This is a genomic window from Streptomyces sp. col6, from assembly GCF_008042035.1.
In the GTDB taxonomy this organism is placed as follows: domain Bacteria; phylum Actinomycetota; class Actinomycetes; order Streptomycetales; family Streptomycetaceae; genus Streptomyces.
Genome location: NZ_RDBL01000006.1, coordinates 1633959 through 1654715 on the forward strand (window position 1 = coordinate 1633959; position 20757 = coordinate 1654715).

At 73.2% G+C, this 20757-nt stretch carries 15 protein-coding genes; 10 read left to right on the top strand and 5 right to left on the bottom strand.

The genetic code is table 11. The annotated features are described in order from the left end of the window. Positions 1–58: 58 nt before the first annotated feature. From EAO73_RS11330 to eccE, 3 genes are all read right to left on the bottom strand, one after another. Complete coding sequence (locus EAO73_RS11330; RefSeq protein WP_147971237.1) at positions 59–3010, bottom strand: SCO5717 family growth-regulating ATPase; 2952 nt, start codon at positions 3008–3010, stop codon at positions 59–61. 353 nt (positions 3011–3363) lie between these two features. Then, complete coding sequence (locus EAO73_RS11335; protein WP_147971238.1) at positions 3364–4083, bottom strand: hypothetical protein; 720 nt, start codon at positions 4081–4083, stop codon at positions 3364–3366. Next, positions 4083–5252 (bottom strand): type VII secretion protein EccE, encoded by a 1170-nt coding sequence (gene eccE, locus EAO73_RS11340; protein WP_147971239.1) that lies wholly within the window; start codon positions 5250–5252, stop codon positions 4083–4085. The genes EAO73_RS11335 and eccE overlap by 1 nt, the downstream gene beginning before the upstream one ends. A gap of 269 nt (positions 5253–5521) precedes the next feature. On the opposite strand from eccE, the gene eccB reads away from it, so the two are divergent. From eccB to EAO73_RS11360, 4 genes are all read left to right on the top strand, one after another. Further along, positions 5522–7048 (top strand): type VII secretion protein EccB, encoded by a 1527-nt coding sequence (gene eccB, locus EAO73_RS11345; protein ID WP_147971240.1) that lies wholly within the window; start codon positions 5522–5524, stop codon positions 7046–7048. 22 nt (positions 7049–7070) lie between these two features. Then, complete coding sequence (gene mycP, locus EAO73_RS11350; protein WP_147971241.1) at positions 7071–8258, top strand: type VII secretion-associated serine protease mycosin; 1188 nt, start codon at positions 7071–7073, stop codon at positions 8256–8258. A 118-nt stretch (positions 8259–8376) separates the two neighbouring features. Then, a complete protein-coding gene (locus tag EAO73_RS11355) occupies positions 8377–8727 on the top strand; it encodes a hypothetical protein (RefSeq protein WP_147971242.1) in 351 nt (116 codons plus the stop codon). A gap of 38 nt (positions 8728–8765) precedes the next feature. Next, a complete protein-coding gene (locus EAO73_RS11360; protein ID WP_147971243.1) occupies positions 8766–9071 on the top strand; it encodes a WXG100 family type VII secretion target in 306 nt (101 codons plus the stop codon). Between the two features lie 73 nt (positions 9072–9144). Here EAO73_RS11360 and EAO73_RS11365 read toward each other — a convergent pair whose 3' ends face one another. Continuing rightward, a complete protein-coding gene (locus EAO73_RS11365) occupies positions 9145–9378 on the bottom strand; it encodes a DUF397 domain-containing protein (protein WP_147971244.1) in 234 nt (77 codons plus the stop codon). A gap of 114 nt (positions 9379–9492) precedes the next feature. Continuing rightward, positions 9493–13404: a type VII secretion protein EccCa gene (gene eccCa / locus EAO73_RS11370; protein ID WP_191133993.1), complete on the bottom strand. Its 3912-nt coding sequence runs from the start codon at positions 13402–13404 to the stop codon at positions 9493–9495. Positions 13405–13621: 217 nt separating this feature from the next. On the opposite strand from eccCa, the gene eccD reads away from it, so the two are divergent. The 6 genes from eccD (at position 13622) to EAO73_RS11400 (ending at position 20715) form a co-directional block, all read left to right on the top strand. Further along, positions 13622–15070: a type VII secretion integral membrane protein EccD gene (gene eccD, locus EAO73_RS11375; protein WP_147971245.1), complete on the top strand. Its 1449-nt coding sequence runs from the start codon at positions 13622–13624 to the stop codon at positions 15068–15070. A gap of 175 nt (positions 15071–15245) precedes the next feature. Next, positions 15246–15536, top strand: coding sequence for a 30S ribosomal protein S15 (gene rpsO, locus EAO73_RS11380; protein ID WP_003965855.1), 291 nt, complete (start codon positions 15246–15248; stop codon positions 15534–15536). Positions 15537–15806: 270 nt separating this feature from the next. Continuing rightward, entirely contained in the window at positions 15807–18020 is a 2214-nt protein-coding gene (locus EAO73_RS11385; protein ID WP_018521473.1) for a polyribonucleotide nucleotidyltransferase, read from the top strand. Continuing rightward, positions 18017–19396, top strand: coding sequence for a M16 family metallopeptidase (locus tag EAO73_RS11390; RefSeq protein ID WP_147971246.1), 1380 nt, complete (start codon positions 18017–18019; stop codon positions 19394–19396). Before EAO73_RS11385 ends, EAO73_RS11390 begins: the two co-directional genes overlap by 4 nt. 39 nt (positions 19397–19435) lie before the next feature. Continuing rightward, complete coding sequence (gene dapB / locus EAO73_RS11395) at positions 19436–20188, top strand: 4-hydroxy-tetrahydrodipicolinate reductase (RefSeq protein WP_147971247.1); 753 nt, start codon at positions 19436–19438, stop codon at positions 20186–20188. 11 nt (positions 20189–20199) lie between these two features. Further along, positions 20200–20715 (top strand): tetratricopeptide repeat protein, encoded by a 516-nt coding sequence (locus EAO73_RS11400; RefSeq protein ID WP_147971248.1) that lies wholly within the window; start codon positions 20200–20202, stop codon positions 20713–20715. Positions 20716–20757: the final 42 nt, after the last annotated feature.

Below are 20757 nucleotides of genomic sequence, written 5' to 3' on the forward strand. Positions count from 1 at the left end.
AAAAGGGTCCGCATCGCGGAGGCGATGCGGACCCTCATTGGTTCAGACCTCTGACGCCCTACTGCTGAGGCGCTGACGGCGGCTGCTGCTGCCATCCGGTGGGCGGTATCGGCCCCTGCAGCTCGGGGTGCGCGGACGGTCCGGACTGACCTTGCTGACCCGGCTGACCTGGCCCGCCCGGCTGGTCGGCGTGGGGCTGGGGCTGCGCGTACGGCTGCCGGCCGGCGGGCTGCTGGGCCTGCGCGGGCGGCGGCTGCTGCTGCCAGCTCTGCCCGGCGCCGGGGGCCGGCTGCGCGGGGTAGGGCTGCTGCTGGCCGCCGTACGGCTGCTGCGGGTACGGCTGACCTGGCTGCTGGGGCGCGTACGGCTGACCGGGGTACTGCGGCTGCCCCGGCTGTTGGGGCTGCTGAGGTGCGTACGGCTGCTGGCCGGCGGCCTGCTGACCGGGCGTCGGCTGTCCGGGGATCTGCTGTCCCGGAAGCTGCTGACCCGGCAGCGGCGGGGCGTACTGCGGCGGCGGGCTGCTGCCGTCGGACGTCCACAGGCCCTGCTCCCGCTGAGCGCGCGCGAAATCCTCGGCGACGAGGGCGGAGAGGGTGAAGTACGCCTCCCGGGTCTTCGGCCGCATCATGTCGAGGTCGACCTCCGCACCGGCCGACAGGTGCTCGTCGAACGGGACGACGACCACACCGCGGCAGCGCGTCCGGAAGTGCTGGACGATGTCGTCGACGTTGATCATCTTGCCGGTCTCGCGCACCCCGGAGATGACGGTGAGGGACCGCTGCACCAGCTCCGCGTACCCGTGTGCCGACAGCCAGTCCAGGGTCGTGGAGGCACTGGAGGCGCCGTCGACCGAGGGCGTCGAGACGATGATCAGCTGATCCGCCAGGTCCAGCACGCCGCGCATGGCGCTGTAGAGGAGACCGGTGCCCGAGTCCGTGAGGATGATCGGGTACTGCTTGCCGAGCACGTCGATCGCGCGCCGGTAGTCCTCGTCGTTGAAGGTCGTCGAAACCGCCGGGTCCACGTCGTTGGCGATGATCTCCAGACCGGAGGGCGCCTGCGAGGTGAACCGCCGGATGTCCATGTACGAGTTGAGGTGCGGGATGGCGTGGACCAGGTCGCGGATCGTCGCCCCGGTCTCGCGCCGCACCCGGCGGCCCAGCGTCCCGGCGTCCGGGTTGGCGTCGATGGCGAGGATCTTGTCCTGCCGCTCGCTGGCCAGGGTCGCACCGAGCGCGGCGGTCGTCGTGGTCTTGCCGACCCCGCCCTTGAGGCTGATCACCGCGATCCGGTAGCAGGAGAGGACCGGCGTACGGATGAGGTCGAGCTTGCGCTGCCGCTCCTGCTCCTCCTTCTTGCCGCCCAGCTTGAAGCGCGATGCGGCGGAGGGGCCGCGGCTGCTCCGGGTCTTCTGCTTGCCCCGGATCAGCCGGTCGGACGTGAGCTCGACCGCCGCGGTGTACCCGAGCGGGGCGCCGGGGTTCGAACGCTCGCGCTGGTCATGGGTGACCGGCGTGGGCCACGCGCTGCCCGCACGCGGGTCGACGGGCCGGCCCTGCGGCTGCTGCTGGACCTGCGCGGGGAGGTTCGGGGTACCGCCCTCGGCCGCCGGGTCCGGGGCACCCTGGGCCGGCGGCTGCGCGGCCTGCGGGAAGCCGTAGCCGCCCTGCGCCGGCGGTTGGGTGGCCGGTGGCTGCGCGGCTTCGGGCTGCGGGGCCTGCGGCTGGGGCGCCGCCGGCTGGGGGGCCGCCGGCTGGAAGGCGGGCGGCAGCGGGGGCAGACCGCCCTGCGCCGGGGCCGCCGCCCAGGGAGAGGGTGACACGTCCTGCGGCGCGCTGTCGGCCGGTACGTCACTGGGCGCCGCGTCGGGGAAGGCGTCGGAGGGCGCGGGGCTGGACGGCGGGGCGTCGGAGAGCGCGGGCTCGGACGGCTGGGCGTCGGACGGTGCGGGGTCGTACGGCTCGGCGTCGGACGGTGCGAGGTCGGAAGGCTCGGCGTCGGATGGTGCGAGGTTGGAAGGCGCGGCGTCGGACGGTTCGTCGTCGAAGGCTGAGTCGTTGACGGCCGGTGCGTTGTCGAACGCTGAGTCGTCGACCGGTTCGTCGTTGTCCGGTGCGTCGTTGTCCGTCTCCGTGGAGTCGGCCTCGGAGACGGCGGCCGCCGGGAAGCCCGCCACGGAGGCGGAGGTTTCCGGGAAGCCTGTCTCGGAAGTTCCGGCGTCGGAGAACCCGGCGTCCGAGAACCCGGCTTCGGACGAGCCCTCCTCCGCGGAGTCCGTCGCGGCGCTGCCGAGCGACACCGCCTCGGCGGGGGCCGTGTCGGACGGAACGGCGTCGACCGGTTCGGACGGGTACGGCTTGGGGCTGTACGGCGCCGGGGCATACGGCTTCGAGGACGCGGCGGCGGGCGCGAGGCCCGCCTCGTCGTCCTCGTCCTCCACGTCCACCCGCTCCGAGGAGCCTTCCGCGAGCGCGTCGGCAGGCTCCGGGGTCCCCTCCGCCTCCTCCTCCGGCTCGAAGCCGAAGACCTTGCCCGGGACGTCGTCCCGGTCGTCCGCGCCCGGCGTACCCGTCACCGCGTCGTCCGAAACGGAACCGGCGGCGGGGGAGTCGTCACCCTCGCCCTCGGAGGTGGAGGGCGCGCCGCCGTCGGCCGCCTCCCGCTCCGCGATCTCCCGCTTCAGCGCGGCGGCCGAGAACCGCATGGTCGCGCCGCTCTCCAGGTCGCCGCTGTCGGCGGGCTCCGGCGGGGCCGGTGCCCAGTCGGGGTCGAAGCCCCGGTGCGTCACCGGCGGGGGCAGCGGCACCGGCTCACCGCTGGGCGGCGGGGGCGGTGCCAGCGGCGCGCCCGCGCCACCCGAGGAGTCGCCCGGCGCGTTCTGCGTGTACCAGGCGGGCGGGGTGTAGTCGATGGTGAACTCACCCGTCGCGTCGGCGGGCTCCGCGTCGGACGACTCGTCGACGGGCTTGTCCCAGCCCCCGCGCATCTCGTCCCGATCGCCGTTCACTTTGCCTCCTGGTGTGGTCGAGCACCCTTGTGCCGTGGTGGGTGGGGGCGTTCCCGTAACGCGAACCGCCCGGCTCTCCCCCTGGGACGCACCTGGCCTGCCCGCAGGTTCTTCTGCCGCGTCCGGGCCCAGCCTAATCGCCATGAGGGGCGCCACGGCAGGCCGTACGGCATCGCGAATGCTGTCCCGTACGTCACGTACTGCACCCAAGTGGGCCGAGTACGGCAAGGAATGGCCCCCAAAGCGGTCAAAGGAGCACAACTGGACGGGGGTTTGCGACTGTCTCGCCCCGGTATCGCTCAGCACCGCTCACGCGGGCCCCGGACCGGGCCGGTCTCCCGGGCGCCGGGCCGTCAGTCCATCCGGCGTGCGGCGCCCAGCAGTCCCGACTCGACATCGGTCGCCCGGGTCGTCACCAGCCGGCTCTCCCGCCGCGTGCACCAGAGGGTGGCCCCGTCGTCCAGAGCGGGCAGCGTGCGGACCATGCCGGCCGGCAGACGCATGAGGTGCGCGACCTGCTCCGCCTCCTCGGGCGACACACGCTGGACGCCCACCAGCGACGCCTCGCCCAGCAGTCCGGGCGCCGCCGGGCCCAGATACGGCAGCAGCGTCAGCACCGACTGCCAGGGCCCGGACACGGCCCGCCCGTGCGGGGGCCGCATGCCGCAGTCGCGGACCACGACGACCGGCGAGGCCGCCGAGGCGCCGTGCGGTCGCACGCGGCCGACCTCGTGCAGCGCCACACACGCGCTGCCGCCGGCGGCCCGCGCCACATTCCTCCAGGCATGCGCCCGCCCCGTCTCCACCACCACCCGGGCACCCGTCGCCACCGCCCGCAGGGCGAACACCTGGGCCGTCCACAACCCGCCGACGAGCACGATGTCGTACGGGGACGGCCGGTTGAGGCCGAGTACGGCGGGGAAGCCCTCCTCGTCCACGCCGATCACCACTCCGTCGTCGCCCACCGGCAGGGCCAGCGACGACAGTTGCTCGGGCCCGATGGTGTAGCGCCGCCCGCGCGGCCCGACCGGCCCGAACCCCAGCCGGCCCCGCACGCGCCCGGCCGCCGCCATCAGTGGGCCCCGCCGAGCGGCAGCGTGGCGAGCACCCCGGGCAGCTGCTCGCGGTCGAGCCGCACGAGCGACACCCGTACTCCGCGCGCGACGCGCTCCAATTCCCCGCGCGCGGTGCGAAGTTCCTCACCACTGCGCGCGCTGATCCGCAGGTGCCCGGCGGCGCAGACCTCCTGCCGGTCGCCGCGCGCCAGCGTGAGGCTGAACGTCGTGGCCAGCGCGGGGACCGAGGTGAGCAGCGCGACGAGCCGGGGCATCGGCGCGCTGCCGGAGCGCGGCCAGCGGCGCACCCAGTACGCGGTGTGCCACCGCCCGTCGCAGCTCCAGGTCCGTGAGGTCTCCCGGGTGCGGCGGACCGTCGGCGCGGAACCGCCGGCACCGGCCGTTGCCGTGGTGTCCGCACAGGCCGAGGCGGCGAGCGCCGAGCCGAGCTCCCGCTCCGTCAGCACCGTCGCACCGAACCCCGCTCCGGACAGCCGGCCGGACAACTGCTCGGCCACCCGCAGGAGACACCGCTGCGCCCCGGTGAGGCCACCGCCACGGGCCCGTACGGCCTGCGGGCAGAGTTCCGGGTCGAGCGTCAGCGTGATCCAGGTGAGGCGTACCGCCGGTGACCCGGTACGCGCCTGCAGCGGTGCGTAGTTGAGCGCGGCGGCGGAGTCGGCGGCGAGATGCGCGGCGGGGGCGGGCCGGGTGTGCTGCACGATGCGTGCCGACTCCAACCGGATGCCGTCGACGTCCATCACCTCCCGCACGAGCGCGGGCGGCAACGGCCGTACGGTCCGCTCCGCCCGCAGCACCGCGTCCGCCGCGTCGACACGGAGGACCACCGTGAGGTGCCTGCCGTCGCCGACCATGCCGGCCGGCCGCCGGTCCCGGTGGGTGAACGAGCAGGTGCGCAGGGCCGGTGCGCACTCGGTCAACGGGGCGACCGGAGAGCCGGGATCTCCGGCCGTCGCCGGCGGCTGCGCGGCGGCCCTGCGGGTACGCATCCGCATCGCGACGACCGTACCCAGCCACGCCGGGAGCGAACGGCGGCGCCTGCGTACGACGGCGAGCACCACGAGCGCCGCGGCCGTCATCCCCGCAGGGCCGAGCAGGACCGGTCCGGCGACCCAGGCGCACAGCAGGACGGCGCCCGCGATTTCGAACAGCACCAGCTGTTGCAATCGAAAAGTTCCGATCGGTCCCGCGCGTCGGTTCAGTCGCGCTCCACCCCTGGCCGCCATCGTGCCCTGCCCCCGTCCGCCCGGACCCGCCCCGTGCCGCTGCCGCCCCGCCGGGGCCTCCGGCGGGACCGCTCAGCGTACCTGTCCCCGGCCAACAGCCAGGCGCAGGAGGCATAGTGGTCGCCGACAGAGGGAAGCCCCGCCGGGGGTACGCGGGGCGAGCGGCCGTCGGTGTGCGGCACGGGCGGACAGGGAAGGCGGGCCGGGGCATGGCGACCCGACGGGACGAGCTGAACGCGTACACATTTGCGAAGAGGCGCACGCTGGCCGCCTTCCTCCAGCCCTCGGCCTCCGGCTCCGACGAGGGCGCCCCGCGCCCGCTGCGCGCCGTGCTGCCGGGCGTCCTCACCGGCGCTCTGCTCCTCGCGGGCTTCGGGGCCTACGGCATGTTCCGTCCGGCCGCGCCGAAGGACTGGGACCGCCCCGGCGTCAACGTCGTCGTCGGCAAGACCTCCACCACCCGCTACGTGGTCCTCACCACCGGCCGGGGCACCCATCGCCGTACCCGGCTGCACCCGGTGCTGAACCTCGCGTCGGCCCGGCTGCTGCTCGCCCCGGACAGCTACGGCGTCGTTCAGGTCGCCGACGACGTCCTCGACGCGGGCAAGCCGCCACGCGGCCCGGTGCTGGGCATTCCGTACGCCCCCGACCGGCTCCCCGGCAAGGAGGACGCGGGCACCGCCAAGCGGTGGGCCGTCTGCGTACGGCAAGGAGGCGGCGAGGAGGCCGATGTGGAGAAGGCCGGCTTCGTCCTCGCCGCCCGCGACCACCGGCTGACCGAGGGCCCGGACCGGCTCACCGGTGGCCAGGTGCTCTACGTGCGGGATCCACGCGGCACCCGGTACCTCGTCGACGCCCGGGGCACCAAATACCGCGTCGACGAACGGTCCGCCGACCGAGGACACCTCACCGACGCCCTGGTCGGCGGCGCCCCGCCGAGACCCGTCACCGGCGACTGGCTCGCAACCCTGCACACGGGCAGCCCGGTCGCCTTCCCCGTGGTCCCCGGGCGGGCCGGCGCCCCGGCCCGCGTCGAGGGCCACCTGTCCGCGCGCCAGAACCGGATCGGCGCGGTGCTGCGGACCAGGACCGGCGCGGGCACCGCCTACCACGTGGTGCTCGGCGGACGGGTCCAGCGGGTCTCGGAGTTCACCGCCTGGCTGCTCATCAACTCCCCGCAGACCGCCGCCCTCGACCAGGCCGGCGCGGCGTACCCCGCCGGCCTCCAGGACTTCGTGCCCGACCCCGCGCCCTTCGCGGGCCAGGCCGCGCACTGGCCCGCGCACCGGGCCGTCCGGGTCGACAGCACCCGCCGGAACACGGTCTGCTCCGTACTGCGCGGGACCGACGGCGAGGGCCGCACCACCCTGAGCACCTGGGCGGGCACCGCGTACCCCGCGTCCGTCGGCGCGGGCGGCACGAGCACGTACGTGACCCCCGGCAGTGGGCTCCTGTACACCCAGGTGCGAGGCAGGCAGACCAGGCCCGACGGATCACTCTTCCTGGTGACGGACACCGGATTGAGGTACGCGGTTCAGGGGAACGGCGACGGCGAAACCAGCCGCCTCGCGCCCGACGACCGGCCCCACGGAGGGTTGGCGCAGGGCAACGAGGCGCAGATCCGGCTCGGCTACGGCCGGGTGCGACCCGCCCTCGTACCGGCCGCGTGGTCGGAGTTCCTTCCCCGGGGCCCACGCCTCGACACCAGCGGCGCGCGCCGCCCGCAGGGTTCCTGACGGCCGAGGAGAACGAGGCCCCATGACGTACCGGACGACGAAGAGGCTGGGCGCGGCCCTTGCCGTGTTCACTGCCCTGGCCTCCGCCCAGCCGGCACGCGGGGCCACCGGTCCGGACGGAGGCGGGTGCGCCTTCCCGGCGAAGCGGCAGTTCGAGGGCCGCCCCTGGCCGTTGCAGCGTGTGCTCCTGGACGAGCTGTGGCACGACACCCGGGGCGAAGGCGTCCGCGTCGCCGTCATCGACACCGGGGTGGACAACACCCATCCGCAGCTCGCCGGCGCGGTCGACGCCTCCGCCGGCGCCGACACACTGGGCGGCGGTGACGGCACCGACGACGCGGTGGGCCACGGCACCGAGGTCGCCGGCATCATCGCCGCCCGCCCCCGCGAAGGGACCGGCTTCGTCGGGCTCGCCCCCGGGGCGACCGTCCTCCCCGTCCGCCAGAACGACACGCGGGACAGCGGCACCGACGCGTCGATGGCCGCGGCGATCCTCCACGCCGTCGCCCGGGGCGCCCAGGTCATCAACATCTCCCAGGAGACCACCCGGCCGCAGAGCCCCGGCTCGGTCCTGGCCCGCGCGGTCGCCGAGGCCGTCCGCCGGGACATCGTGGTCGTCGCCTCCGCCGGCAACGACGGCGCGGACGGCACCCGCACGCCCACCTATCCCGCCGCCTTCGACGGCGTCCTCGCCGTCGGCGCGTCCGGCCGTGACAACGAACGCGCCCCCTTCTCCCGGCCCGGGAGCTTCGTCGACGTCGCCGCGCCGGGCGTCGACATCGTCTCCACCGTTCCCGGACGCGGTCACTGCGCCGACAGCGGAACGAGCTTCTCCGCCCCGTACGTCAGCGCGGTCGCCGCACTGATGCGCGCCAGGTACCCGCGCTGGACGGCCCGGCAGATCGCCGCCCGTATCGAACAGACCGCGGAACGCTCCGTCAACGGCCGTGACGACTTCGTCGGATGGGGTGTAGTCGACCCGGTCCGCGCACTCTCCGGGGACGACGCCCCGCAGGACGCCCCGCACCCCGACACGCCGCCCGCCGGCGTCCGGGCACCCGACCCGGCGCCCCTGTCCGCGGCGGATACCCGGGAGGAGCGCGACCGGCGCTACGCCGCCTGGGCCATGGCCCTCACGCTCCTGCTGACCGGTGCGGTGGCGGGCGCGGCGGCCGTCGCCCGGGACCTGCGCGGACGTCGTACGAGGTGAGCCGGAGAACCCCGGCGGGCCCGCTCGGCGAGCCCGCGCGGCGCCTCCGCGGTGGCCGGGGCGGGGCGCCGGACTGACTAGCCTGAGCCGCCTGAACGGCCCAGCGAGAGGACCCCATATGACAAGCCCCGCCAGTGGATTCGCGCTTGCCGACGATCCGGTCGTCCAGGCCAGGAACAAGATCGTCCACACCGCCGAGGCGGTGTCGCGCCAGGCCCGGGAGCTGGCCGACGTCCTCGCGACGGTCGGGGCCGGCTGGACCGGTGCCGGCGCCTCCGGATTCACCTCCGCCCAGCTAGTCGTCAACGAGGACCACGACGAGATCCGCCGCCTGCTCGGCGTACTGCTGCACGCCGTGGACGGCACCCGCAACCTCAGCAACGCCAACGACGAGGAGGTCCGCGCGGCCTTCAAGGCGGTACGGGAACCGGCCTCCGCGGGCGGCTCCTCCGCCCTCAACGGCGTCTGAACCGGACGCCGTACCCCCACACGACCAGAGGAAACCCGATGGGGCACGACCCGCACACCAAGGTCAGGTACGAGAGCGTCCAGGAGGTCGCCAACCGCATCCGCGCGGTCTCGCGGAACATCTGCCGGGACCTGGAGGAGATGGACGGCGCGCTCAAGGTCGTCACCGACACCTGGGACGGCCAGGCACACGCCGAGTACGTGACCCTCCAGCACAAGTACCGGAACAAGGCGGACCACATGAGGGGCCGGCTGGAAGAGGTCGCGAGGCTCATCGAGACCGGCAAGGACCACTACCGGGCCACGGACCTGCGCTCCTCACGCCTGTTCACCGAGGCCTACTGAGCCGGGCCGGGAGGGCCGGACACACGAAGGGGCACGTTCACCCGAACGTGCCCCACGCGTACCCCGGCCCCCACTAGTTCAGGTCGAACTCGCCGTCCCTGGCACCCAGGACGAAGGCATGCCACTCAGCCTCCGTGTACCTGAGCACGGTGTCCGGGTCCAACGAGGACCGCATGGCCACCCCACCGCCGGGAAGGTGCGCGATCTCGACGCGCTCCTCGTCCTGCTCGGTCCCGGGCGCACTCGTCCACTCCACCCCGGAGATGTCGCGTGCGTACAGCTCGTCCTTCTCCGCCTGCGTGCCCATCGTGAGGGTTCCTTTCCGTACCTGGCTCTGCACGGCACCGTACAGGCAACGCGGCGGCGGGGAAGCCGGTCCGCCGAACCCCGGCGACCGGTCGCTTCCCCGCCCCGGCAACGCTCAACCCCGCTCCGGCAACCAGCCAGTCTGCACCAGTCTGTTCCCGCCGCGCCGGGTCACCAGACACGCGCGCCCCGGCGGCATCGGACGCCCGCGCACCGACCCGACGAGATCGCCCTCCGCCGGATCGCCGGACAGCACCACACCCTGTGCGCCCAGCTCCCTGACCCGCTGCAGGAACGGCTCGTACATCGCCCGCGAGGCACCGGCGCAGCTGCGCGCGACGACGAAGCGCACCCCGGTGTCCCGTGCGAACGGCAGGCACTCCGCCAGCGCGGCCAGAGGACTGCCCGTACCCGTCGCGACCAGGTCGTAGTCGTCGACGACGACGAAGATCCGCGGGCCCGTCCACCAACTGCGCTCCCGCAGCTGCCGGGGCGTGACATCCGCGGGTGGCCGGCGCCGCGCGAACACCCCGGCCAGCGCCTCCATATGCGTCCTCAGCGTGTCCGGAGAGGGCGCGTACTCCAGCAGATGGCTCTCCGGAAGCGCGCCCAGCAGCCCCCGCCGGTAGTCACCGACCACGAGCTTCGCCTCGTCGGGGGAGTAGCGGCGGGCGATCTGCCGGGCGAGCAGACGCAGCAGCGCCGTCTTCCCCGATTCGCCGTCACCGAAGACCAGAAGGAAGGGATCGGCGTCGAAGTCGACGAACACCGGCTCCAGATCGCTCTCGGCGATACCGATCGCGACGCCCCGCTCCGGGAACTCGTCCCCCTTGGGCAGCCGTTCGGCGGGCAGCACGGCGGGCAGCAGCCGTACGGGAGGTGCCGGCGGACCCGCCCAGTCCGCCCGCACCCGCTCGACCAGGGCCGCCGTACGGCCGGCGAGACAGGTCGCGTCGTCCGCCGGGCTGATGCACGGCAGGGCGGCCATGAAATGCAGCCGCTCCGCCACCTGGCCGCGCCCCGGCACACCGGCGGGCACCTGGGCGGCGACCTTCCGGTCGAACTCGGAGTCCGACACGTCACCGAGCCGCAGTTCGAGCCGCCCGGTCAGCTGGTCCTTCAGCGCGGCCCGCACCTCCAGATAGCGGGCGGCCGTGAGGACCACATGCACCCCGTAACCCAGGCCCCGGGCGGCGATATCGGTGACGACCGGCTCCAGTTCCTCGTACTCCGTACGGAAACCGCCCCAGCCGTCGACCACCAGGAACACATCGCCCCACGGCTCACCGGCCGGCCCGCCCCGGGCCCGTTCCCGCCGGTACGCGGCCATGGAGCCGATGCCCCGCGCGCGGAACAGCTCCTCGCGCCCCCGCAGCACCCCCGCCACCTCGGCGACCGTACGCCGCACCCGCTCGGGGTCCAGCCGGGAGGCGATCTGCCCCACGTGCGGCAGCCCCGACAGCGCCGCGAGCCCGCCACCGCCGAAGTCGAGCCCGTAGAACTGGACCTCGCGCGGGGTGTGGGTGAGCGCGAAGGACAGCACCAGCGTGCGCAGCACCGTCGACTTGCCGGACTGCGGCCCGCCGACCACCAGCATGTGTCCCGCCGCCCCCGAGAAGTCCCGGCGCAGCACCTCGCGCCGCTGCTCGAACGGCTTGTCGACGACCCCGAGCGGCACGGTCAGTCCGCCATCCCCCATACAGGTGAACCCGCGCTCCGGATCCGTCGCGAGATCCGGCAGCAGCTCGTCGAGACCGGGGGACCGGTCCAGCGGCGGCAGCCACACCTGATGGGCGGGCACCCCCTGCCCGTCGAGGCGCCGCACCACCACATCGAGCACGGTGTCGGCGAGCGCGTCCTCCGAGCGCGGGGGAGGAGCCGCGGCCGGGACGAGGGGCGGGTCCGCCACGGGCACCGGCAGCGCGCGGAACAGCGTCGCTTGTCCGCCCGGCATCCGCCCCACCGCCGCCCCGCGGCCCTCCGGCCGGTACGGCCCCGAGACGTACGCCGCTTTGAAGCGCGTCATTTCCCGCGTACCGGCCTTCAGGAACCCCGAACCGGGCACCGGCGGCAGGTCGTACGCGTCCGGCACACCCAGCGCTGCACGCGACTCCTCCGCGGAGAACGTCCGCAGCCCGATCCGGTACGAGAGATACGTCTCCAGGCCCCGCAGCCTCCCCTCCTCAAGGCGCTGGGACGCCAGCAGCAGATGCACACCCAGCGACCGGCCGATGCGGCCGATCCGGATGAACACATCGATGAAGTCGGGTTTCGCGGTGAGCAGTTCGGAGAACTCGTCGATCACCAGCACCAGGGAGGGCAGTGGCTCCAGCGCCGCTCCCGCCGCCCGCGCCCGCTCGTAGTCGTGGACACCGGCGAAGTTGCCCGCCGCCCGCAGCAGCTCCTGACGGCGCTGGAGTTCGCCGCGCAGCGCGTCGCCCATGCGGTCGACCAGCGCCAGATCGTCGGAGAGATTGGTGATGACGGCGGCCACGTGCGGCAGCCCCGCCATCCCGGCGAACGTCGCCCCGCCCTTGAAGTCGGCGAGCACGAAGTTCAGCGTCTCGGAGGAATGGGTGACCGCGAGACCGAGCACCAGCGTCCGCAGCAGTTCGGACTTCCCCGAACCGGTCGCTCCCACACACAGACCGTGCGGCCCCATCCCGTCGAGTGCCGACTCCTTCAGGTCCAGCACCACAGGGCCGCCGTCCTCACCCACCCCGATGGGCACCCGCAGCCGCTCCGCCACCGGACGTGGCCGCCACGTCCGCGCGACCTCCACCGCACCCGCGTCGCCCAGCTCCAGCAGTTCCGTGAAGGCCGGCTCGGCCGACAGCGGTCCGTCCCCGTCCCGCCCACCGGCACGCAACGGGGCCAGCCGCCGGGCCAGCGCCTCCGCGGCGGGCAGCGAGAGCCCGTCCGGCACCCCGGCCTCGGACCCCACGCGCAGCGAACCGGGCCCTACCCGCACGCACAGCGCACCGGGCGGCCCCTCCGCGTCACCAGGGGCCACCTCGACCAGTGTCACCCCCTGCACACCCCCGGCCGCACCCAGCACCGCACCGGACGCCGCCCCGTCCAGGACCACCACCACATGCGGCCGGTCCGCCGGCACCCCCTCCGACCCGAAGCGCCCCCGCCCCTCCAGCAGACCGCCGAGCAGAGACTCCGGACCGGCCGGCTCCCGCGCGAACAGCCGCTTCGCACCGGCCCCGTCGGCCTCACCCGGCACCTGGACGTGCGGCAGCCACTTCACCCAGTCCCAGCACCCCACCGCGTTCGGCGCCGCCACGACCGCCACCACCAGATCCTGCGGCGAGTGCAACGTGACCAGCTGGGCCACCAGGGCCCGCGCCACCGACCGCACCGCCGCCGCGGAACCGCTCAGCCGCACCCGGTACACCTCCCGCAGTGGGACGCACAGCGGCAGGCCGTCCAACGCGGCGTGCACCGCCACGAACCGCCGCACCGCGTCTGCGCACACCGGCTCCGGCTCACCCGGCACCTCCTCCGGCGCGCACAGCGGCACGGCCAGCGGCTGCCGGCCGAGCCCGATCCGCACCAGCCCGAAGTCCGCGTCCCCGGACCGCCGCTCCCACACCCGGCGGCCCTCGGCGACCACCGACCACAGCTGGTCCGGCGCGGGATGCGTGTACAGCAGAGCGTCGCGCTGCGCCCGCGCCGTCCGCCGCACCGCACGGCGGGCCCGCGCCAGCCGGGCGAGGTAGTCGCGCCGCACGTCCGCCGTCCGCCCCTGTGCCCCACGCCGGTATCTGACGACCTGGGTTACCACCATGGCCAGCGTCGACACCAGCATCAGCACACCCATCACCCGCATGAACCGCGGCGCCTGCGGCGAAAAGAAGAACACCACCGACGCACCCATGCCCAGCACCGGAAGAAGCTGCATCAGCACCCCCTCCCGCTGCCCGCGCGGCAGCACCGGAGGAGGCTCCAACAACACCTCTTTCGTGGGAACTTCCGGCGGCAGGAGGCGGGGCGGACGCTTCACGACGATCTGGCTCACCGGGGCATCGATCCTTGGGTACGGGCGGGTGTGGGGCGAGGCGAAGGGGGGAAGAGCGAGGCGGCCGGGCCGCACACAGGAGGAGCAGCCCCCCACGGCCCCCGCTCGAAGCGCCCGTGATCCTACGCACTGTCAGACTTCGCCCCGATCCGCCCGATAGGGTGGCCCGCCATCGTGCGGACACCGCCGACCAGCGACGAACAGGGGCCCCCGACACGTGAGTCCGACCGCAACGACCGGCTTCTGCCGGGTCACCGTCGTCACGCCCGACAGCCGGATCGACGTCGCCCTGCCCGAGGACATCGCCGCCGCCGACATCTGGCCGGAGATCCTGCGCCTCACCGGTCCGGCCGGGGCCCCCACCGCACCCACCGGCCACCACCTCGTGCGGCTCGACGGCACGGTCCTGGACGGCGACCGCACCCTTGCCGCACAGCGCGTCCTCGACGGCGAACTCCTCACCCTGCGCCCCTTCGCCGCCTCGCTGCCCCCGCCCGTCTTCGACGACGTCGCGGACGCCGTCGCCTCCGCCGCCGGCCGCGACCGCCACCTGTGGAGCGACGACCTGCTGCGCGGCGCCGCCCCCGCGGCCGGCGCGCTGCTCCTCCTCCTGGCGGCCCTCGTCCTGTGGCAGGCCGACCCGGTCCGCCACGACATGCACGGGCCGCCGGGAGCCGTCGCGGGGATCGCGGGTCTCCTGTTGCCGGCCGTCGCGGTGGTACGCGCCCGGGTCCACGCCGACCGTGCCACCGCCGCCGCGCTCGGGCTCGGGGCGCTGCCCCTCGTCCTCCTCGCCGGCTCCGGCCTCGTCGCCCCCGACCCGGACCGGGGCGCGGGGCGCCTGCAGTTCCTGCTCGGCTGCGCCGCCGTACTCGTCGCCGCCGCCGTCCTGACCGCGCTCACCCCCTGCGGCGACGCACCCTTCGTCGCCGCGGCCTTCCTCGCGGGCACCGGCGCGCTGGCCTCCTTCACCGCGATCCTCACCGGGGCCTCCGCCACCGCCACGGCCGCCGTCTGCGTCCCCGCAGCCCTCGGCCTCATCGCGTTCCTGCCCGGCCTCTCCGCCCGTTTCGCCCGGCTCCCCATCGGGTACGCCCCGCCGCGGCCCGACGGCCCGTCCACCCGCGCGGAGACGGACCCGGAGGCGGACGCGGGCCCACCCGCCGACCCCGTCGACACCCGTCTCGTCACGGACCGGGCCCGGCGCGGCCACGAACTGCTGCTCGGGCTGGCCGGCGGCTGTGCGGGCCTGGCCGCGGCGGCCGCCGCCGTACTCGGCGCTTCCGGCGACCCCTGGGGCCGTCTCCTCGCCCTCGCCGCCGGGCTCGCGCTGCTGCTGCGCGCCCGCCTCTTCCGCTACACCGCCCAGGTCGTCTGCCTGCTGGCCGCGGGCATCGGAGCCCTCGCCGCCCTGGTCACCTGCCTCGCCCTGACCGGCGACGGAAGCGGCCCGGCACCCCATCCCCGTACGCTCGGACTATGCGCGGTGCTCGCCGCGGGCGCCGTACTCCTCACCGCCGCCGGGGCGTCCGTCCCGCGCAAAGGGCTCTCCCCGTTCTGGGGGAGATTCCTCGACCTGGCGGAGAGCGCGCTCCTGCTCTCGCTCGTGCCGCTCTGCCTCGCGGTCCTCGATCTCTACACGCGCGCGAGGGCCCTCACCGGCTGACACCCGTCGGGGCCGGTCCGGGCGGCTGGTAGTCTGGCTGTGGCCGTTTGTGTACGCGTTCCCGGTTCGCTCTGGGAACTGCGCTCATCGGACCCTCGCTCCCGAGTCACCCAAGCTCCCCTGAGAACAAGACCAGGGGCACTCGTGGGCGCATCGAAGACCAAGAGGAGTACGCGTGCCGCTCGACGCCGCTACGAAGAAGCAGATCATGTCCGAGTTCGCGCAGAAGGAGGGCGACACCGGATCCCCCGAGGTCCAGGTCGCCATGCTCTCGCGCCGCATCTCGGACCTGACGGAGCACCTCAAGACGCACAAGCACGACCACCACTCCCGTCGTGGTCTGCTGATCCTGGTCGGCCAGCGTCGCCGCCTCCTGCAGTACCTGGCCAAGAAGGACATCCAGCGCTTCCGTGCGCTCGTCGACCGCCTCGGCATCCGCCGCGGTGCGGCCGGCGGCGCCAAGTAAGGACGCTGCGCAAGGGAGCGGTTCCCTCACCCAGGGGGCCGCTCCCTTTGCCGTACGTGCGGGACCGGGGGCAACCTCAGTAACCTGGACGTACAACAACAGACGAGGAGAGGCGCCGCACGGCCGCCGCCGGTCCTCGGTAGTGGCCCCCGGGACAACGCCCGGGAGCTTCGATCGAAGACCGGCCCCGCACACACGGCACGCCTCTCCGCTCCGTCCGGCGCCACACGGGCGCCCGGACGAAAGACGACGAGTATGGAGAATTCACTAGTGGAGAACGAGACCCACTACGCCGAGGCCGTCATCGACAACGGCACCTTCGGCACCCGCACCATCCGCTTCGAGACGGGCCGCCTGGCCAAGCAGGCCGCCGGCTCCGCCGTCGCGTACCTGGACGACGACACCATGGTGCTGTCGGCCACCACCGCTTCCAAGCGGCCCAAGGACAACCTCGACTTCTTCCCCCTCACGGTGGACGTCGAGGAGCGGCAGTACGCCGCCGGCAAGATCCCCGGCTCCTTCTTCCGCCGGGAGGGCCGCCCCTCCGAGGACGCGATCCTCACCTGCCGCCTGATCGACCGCCCGCTGCGCCCCTCCTTCAAGAAGGGCCTGCGCAACGAGATCCAGATCGTCGAGACGATCATGGCGCTCAACCCCGACCACCTGTACGACGTGGTCGCGATCAACGCCGCCTCCGCCTCCACGATCCTGGCGGGCCTGCCCTTCTCCGGCCCGATCGGCGCCACCCGCGTCGCCCTGATCAAGGGCCAGTGGGTCGCCTTCCCGACGCACACCGAGCTCGAGGACGCCGTCTTCGACATGGTCGTCGCCGGTCGCGTCCTGGAGGACGGCGACGTCGCGATCATGATGGTCGAGGCCGAGGCCACCGAGAAGACCATCCAGCTCGTCAAGGACGGCGCCGAGGCCCCGACCGAAGAGGTCGTCGCCGCCGGTCTGGAAGCCGCGAAGCCCTTCATCAAGGTGCTCTGCAAGGCCCAGTCCGACCTCGCCGCCAAGGCCGCCAAGCCCACCGGCGAGTTCCCGGTCTTCCTCGACTACCAGGACGACGTCCTGGAGGCCCTCACCAAGGCCGTCAGCACCGAGCTGGCCAAGGCGCTCACCATCGCCGGCAAGCAGGAGCGCGAGGCGGAGCTCGACCGCATCAAGGAGATCGCGGGCGAGAAGCTCCTCCCGGCCTTCGAGGGCCGCGAGAAGGAGATCTCCGGTGCCTACCGCGCGCTGACCAAGAAGCTGGTCCGCGAGCGCGTCATCAAGGACAAGGTCCGCATCGACGGCCGCGGCGTCACGGACATCCGTACGCTCGCCGCCGAGGTCGAGGCCATCCCGCGCGTGCACGGCTCGGCGCTGTTCGAGCGTGGCGAGACCCAGATCCTGGGCGTCACCACCCTCAACATGCTCCGGATGGAGCAGCAGCTGGACACCCTCTCCCCGGTGACCCGCAAGCGCTACATGCACAACTACAACTTCCCGCCGTACTCCGTCGGCGAGACCGGCCGCGTGGGCTCGCCCAAGCGCCGCGAGATCGGCCACGGCGCGCTCGCCGAGCGCGCGATCGTGCCGGTGCTGCCGTCGCGCGAGGAGTTCCCCTACGCGATCCGCCAGGTCTCCGAGGCGCTGGGCTCCAACGGCTCGACGTCCATGGGTTCGGTCTGCGCCTCCACCATGTCGCTGCTGAACGCCGGTGTGCCCCTCAAGGCCGCCGTCGCCGGTATCGCCATGGGCCTGATCTCGCAGGAGATCGACGGCAAGACCCACTACGTCGCCCTCACCGACATCCTCGGTGCCGAGGACGCGTTCGGTGACATGGACTTCAAGGTCGCCGGTACGAAGCAGTTCGTGACCGCGCTCCAGCTCGACACCAAGCTCGACGGCATCCCCGCCTCGGTCCTGGCCGCCGCGCTGAAGCAGGCCCGTGACGCCCGTCTCCACATCCTCGATGTGATGAACGAGGCCATCGACGTCCCGGACGAGATGTCCCCGAACGCCCCGCGGATCATCACCGTCAAGATCCCGGTGGACAAGATCGGTGAGGTCATCGGCCCCAAGGGCAAGATGATCAACCAGATCCAGGAGGACACCGGCGCCGACATCACGATCGAGGACGACGGCACCATCTACATCGGTGCCCAGCAGGGCTCGCAGGCCGAGGCCGCCCGCGCCACGATCAACGCGATCGCCAACCCGACCATGCCGGAGGTCGGCGAGCGCTACCTGGGTACGGTCGTCAAGACCACCACCTTCGGTGCGTTCGTGTCGCTCATGCCGGGCAAGGACGGCCTGCTGCACATCTCGCAGATCCGCAAGCTCGCCGGTGGCAAGCGCGTGGAGAACGTCGAGGACGTGCTCGGCGTCGGCGCCAAGGTCCAGGTCGAGATCGCCGAGATCGACTCGCGCGGCAAGCTCTCCCTCATCCCCGTCATCGAGGGCGAAGAGGACGAGAAGAAGGACGACACCGACAAGTGACGTCCCGTAGTTCCGCGACGACGGCCCGCCCCTCCTCGGAGGGGCGGGCCGTCGCCCGTACCCAAACGCTTCTCAAGGGCAGCAACGGCATCGGCACCGTCCGCCGTACGGTCCTCCCCGGCGGCCTCCGCGTCGTCACCGAGACCCTGCCCTCCGTACGCTCCGCGACCTTCGGTATCTGGGCCAACGTCGGATCACGCGACGAGACGCCCGCCCTGAACGGCGCGACGCACTACCTCGAACACCTCCTGTTCAAGGGCACCGCCCGGCGCAGTGCCCTCGACATCTCCTCCGCCATCGACGCGGTCGGCGGCGAGATGAACGCCTTCACGGCGAAGGAGTACACCTGCTACTACGCGCGGGTCCTCGACACGGACCTGCCGCTGGCCATCGACGTCGTCTGCGACATGCTGACCGGCTCGCTGATCGCCGCCGAGGACGTCGACGCCGAGCGCGGTGTCATCCTCGAAGAGATCGCGATGACGGAGGACGACCCGGGCGACTGCGTGCATGACCTGTTCGCGCACACGCTGCTCGGCGACACCCCGCTCGGCCGCCCCGTCCTCGGCACGGTCGACACGATCAACGCCCTGAACCGGGGCCAGATCGCCCGCTTCTACAAGAAGCACTACGACCCGACCCGCCTGGTCGTGGCCGCCGCGGGCAACATCGACCACGCCACCGTCGTACGCCAGGTCCGCAGGGCCTTCGAACGGGCCGGCGCGCTCACCCGCACCGACGCCGTCCCCACGGCGCCCCGCCAGGGCTCCCGCACCCTGCGCACGGCCGGACAGGTCGAGGTGCTGGGCCGCAAGACCGAGCAGGCGCACGTGGTCCTCGGCATGCCGGGACTGGCCCGTACCGACGAGCGCCGCTGGGCCCTAGGGGTCCTCAGCACCGCCCTGGGCGGTGGCATGAGTTCCCGCCTCTTCCAGGAGGTACGGGAGAAGCGCGGCCTCGCCTACAGCGTCTACTCGTACACCTCCGGCTTCGCGGACTGCGGCCTGTTCGGCGTGTACGCGGGCTGCCGCCCGAGCCAGGTCCACGACGTCCTGAAGATCTGCCGCGACGAGCTCGACCGGGTCGCGTCGGACGGGCTGAGCGACGAGGAGATCGGCCGCGCCATCGGCCAGCTCTCCGGCTCCACCGTTCTCGGCCTGGAGGACACCGGCGCGCTGATGAATCGCCTCGGCAAGAGCGAGCTGTGCTGGGGCGAGCAGATGTCGGTCGACGAGATGCTGACGCGTATCGGCGAGGTGACACCGGACGACATCCGCTCGGTGGCGGGCGAGATCCTCGGACACCGCCCCTCGCTGTCCGTCATCGGACCGCTCAAGGACAAGCAGGCCGCCCGTCTCCACGAAGCGGTCGCCTAAAACCTCCGTGCCCAGATCCTCCCGTAAGGAAGCAGAGCAATGAGCAAGCTGCGCGTGGCCGTTCTCGGCGCCAGGGGCCGTATCGGCGCCGAAGCGGTACGAGCCGTCGAGGCCGCCGACGACCTGGAGCTGGTGGCCGCACTCGGCCGGGGCGACAAGCTGGAGACCCTTGCGGAGACCGGTGCCCAGGTCGCCGTCGAGCTGACCACGCCCGCGTCGGTGATGGAGAACCTCGAGTACTGCGTCGGCCACGGCATCCACGCGGTGGTCGGCACCACCGGCTGGACCGACGAACGGCTCGCGCAGCTGAACACCTGGCTCTCCGCCTCCCCGGAGACCGGTGTGCTCATCGCGCCGAACTTTTCCATCGGCGCGGTCCTCACCATGAAGTTCGCCCAGCAGGCGGCCCGCTACTTCGAGTCCGTCGAGGTCATCGAGCTGCACCACCCGAACAAGGCCGACGCCCCCTCGGGCACCGCCGCCCGCACCGCCCAGCTGATCGCCGCCGCCCGCCGCGAGGCGGACTGCGCCCCGCAGCCGGACGCCACCAGCACCGCGCTGGACGGGGCACGCGGCGCCGACGTCGACGGCATCCCGGTCCACTCGGTCCGGCTCCGCGGCCTCCTGGCCCACCAGGAGGTGCTGCTCGGCGGCGAGGGCGAGACCCTCACCATCCGGCACGACTCCCTGCACCACAGCAGTTTCATGCCGGGCATCCTGCTCGGCGCCCGCCGCGTGGTGACCACTCCCGGCCTCACGTTCGGCCTGGAACACTTCCTCGACCTGAACTGACTGGCCCCGCCATGCGCGCAAAGATCACTTACGTCGTCACCGCTGCCGTCCTGGTCTTCTACTTCGTCCTGGTCGGCAGCCGTGGCGTCCTGCTCATCGAGCACGGCACGCTGATCACCGTGACCTTCGGGGTCGCCGTGCTGGTCCTGCCGGCGATCGGCGTCTGGTTCCTGTGGAAGAACACCCAGTTCGTCCGCAGGGCCAACGCACTGGCCGCCGAGCTGGACGCGGAGGGCGGCCTGCCGGTCGACGAACTGCTGCGTACGCCCAGCGGCCGGATCGACCGGGCCTCCGCCGACGCGGTGTTCGAACGCCGCCGGGAGGAGACGGAGGACGCCCCGGACGACTGGCGCTGCTGGTTCCGCCTGGCCGTCGCCTACCAGGACGCCCGCGACACCCCCCGAGCCCGCAAGGCCATGCAACGAGCCATCGCCCTGCACCGAGCCACCCCGTCGGGCGACCACGCCACCGCGTCCGGCGACCACGCCACCCCGTCCGGCGACCATTCCAGCCCGTCCGGCGTTTGAGGACAAAAGAGAGCCGTCCGGCGATTGAGGACACCTCACTCA

What these genes read in the sequence shown, in the direction of transcription:
- EAO73_RS11335 (WP_147971238.1), bottom strand. Translation starts at nt 4,083, where the DNA reads ATGGCGGCGGCCGGGCGCGTGCGGGGCCGGCTGGGGTTCGGGCCGGTC.
- eccB (WP_147971240.1), top strand. Translation starts at nt 5,522, where the DNA reads ATGGCGACCCGACGGGACGAGCTGAACGCGTACACATTTGCGAAGAGG.
- mycP (WP_147971241.1), top strand. Translation starts at nt 7,071, where the DNA reads ATGACGTACCGGACGACGAAGAGGCTGGGCGCGGCCCTTGCCGTGTTC.
- EAO73_RS11355 (WP_147971242.1), top strand. Translation starts at nt 8,377, where the DNA reads ATGACAAGCCCCGCCAGTGGATTCGCGCTTGCCGACGATCCGGTCGTC.
- EAO73_RS11360 (WP_147971243.1), top strand. Translation starts at nt 8,766, where the DNA reads ATGGGGCACGACCCGCACACCAAGGTCAGGTACGAGAGCGTCCAGGAG.
- EAO73_RS11365 (WP_147971244.1), bottom strand. Translation starts at nt 9,378, where the DNA reads ATGGGCACGCAGGCGGAGAAGGACGAGCTGTACGCACGCGACATCTCC.
- dapB (WP_147971247.1), top strand. Translation starts at nt 19,436, where the DNA reads ATGAGCAAGCTGCGCGTGGCCGTTCTCGGCGCCAGGGGCCGTATCGGC.
- EAO73_RS11400 (WP_147971248.1), top strand. Translation starts at nt 20,200, where the DNA reads ATGCGCGCAAAGATCACTTACGTCGTCACCGCTGCCGTCCTGGTCTTC.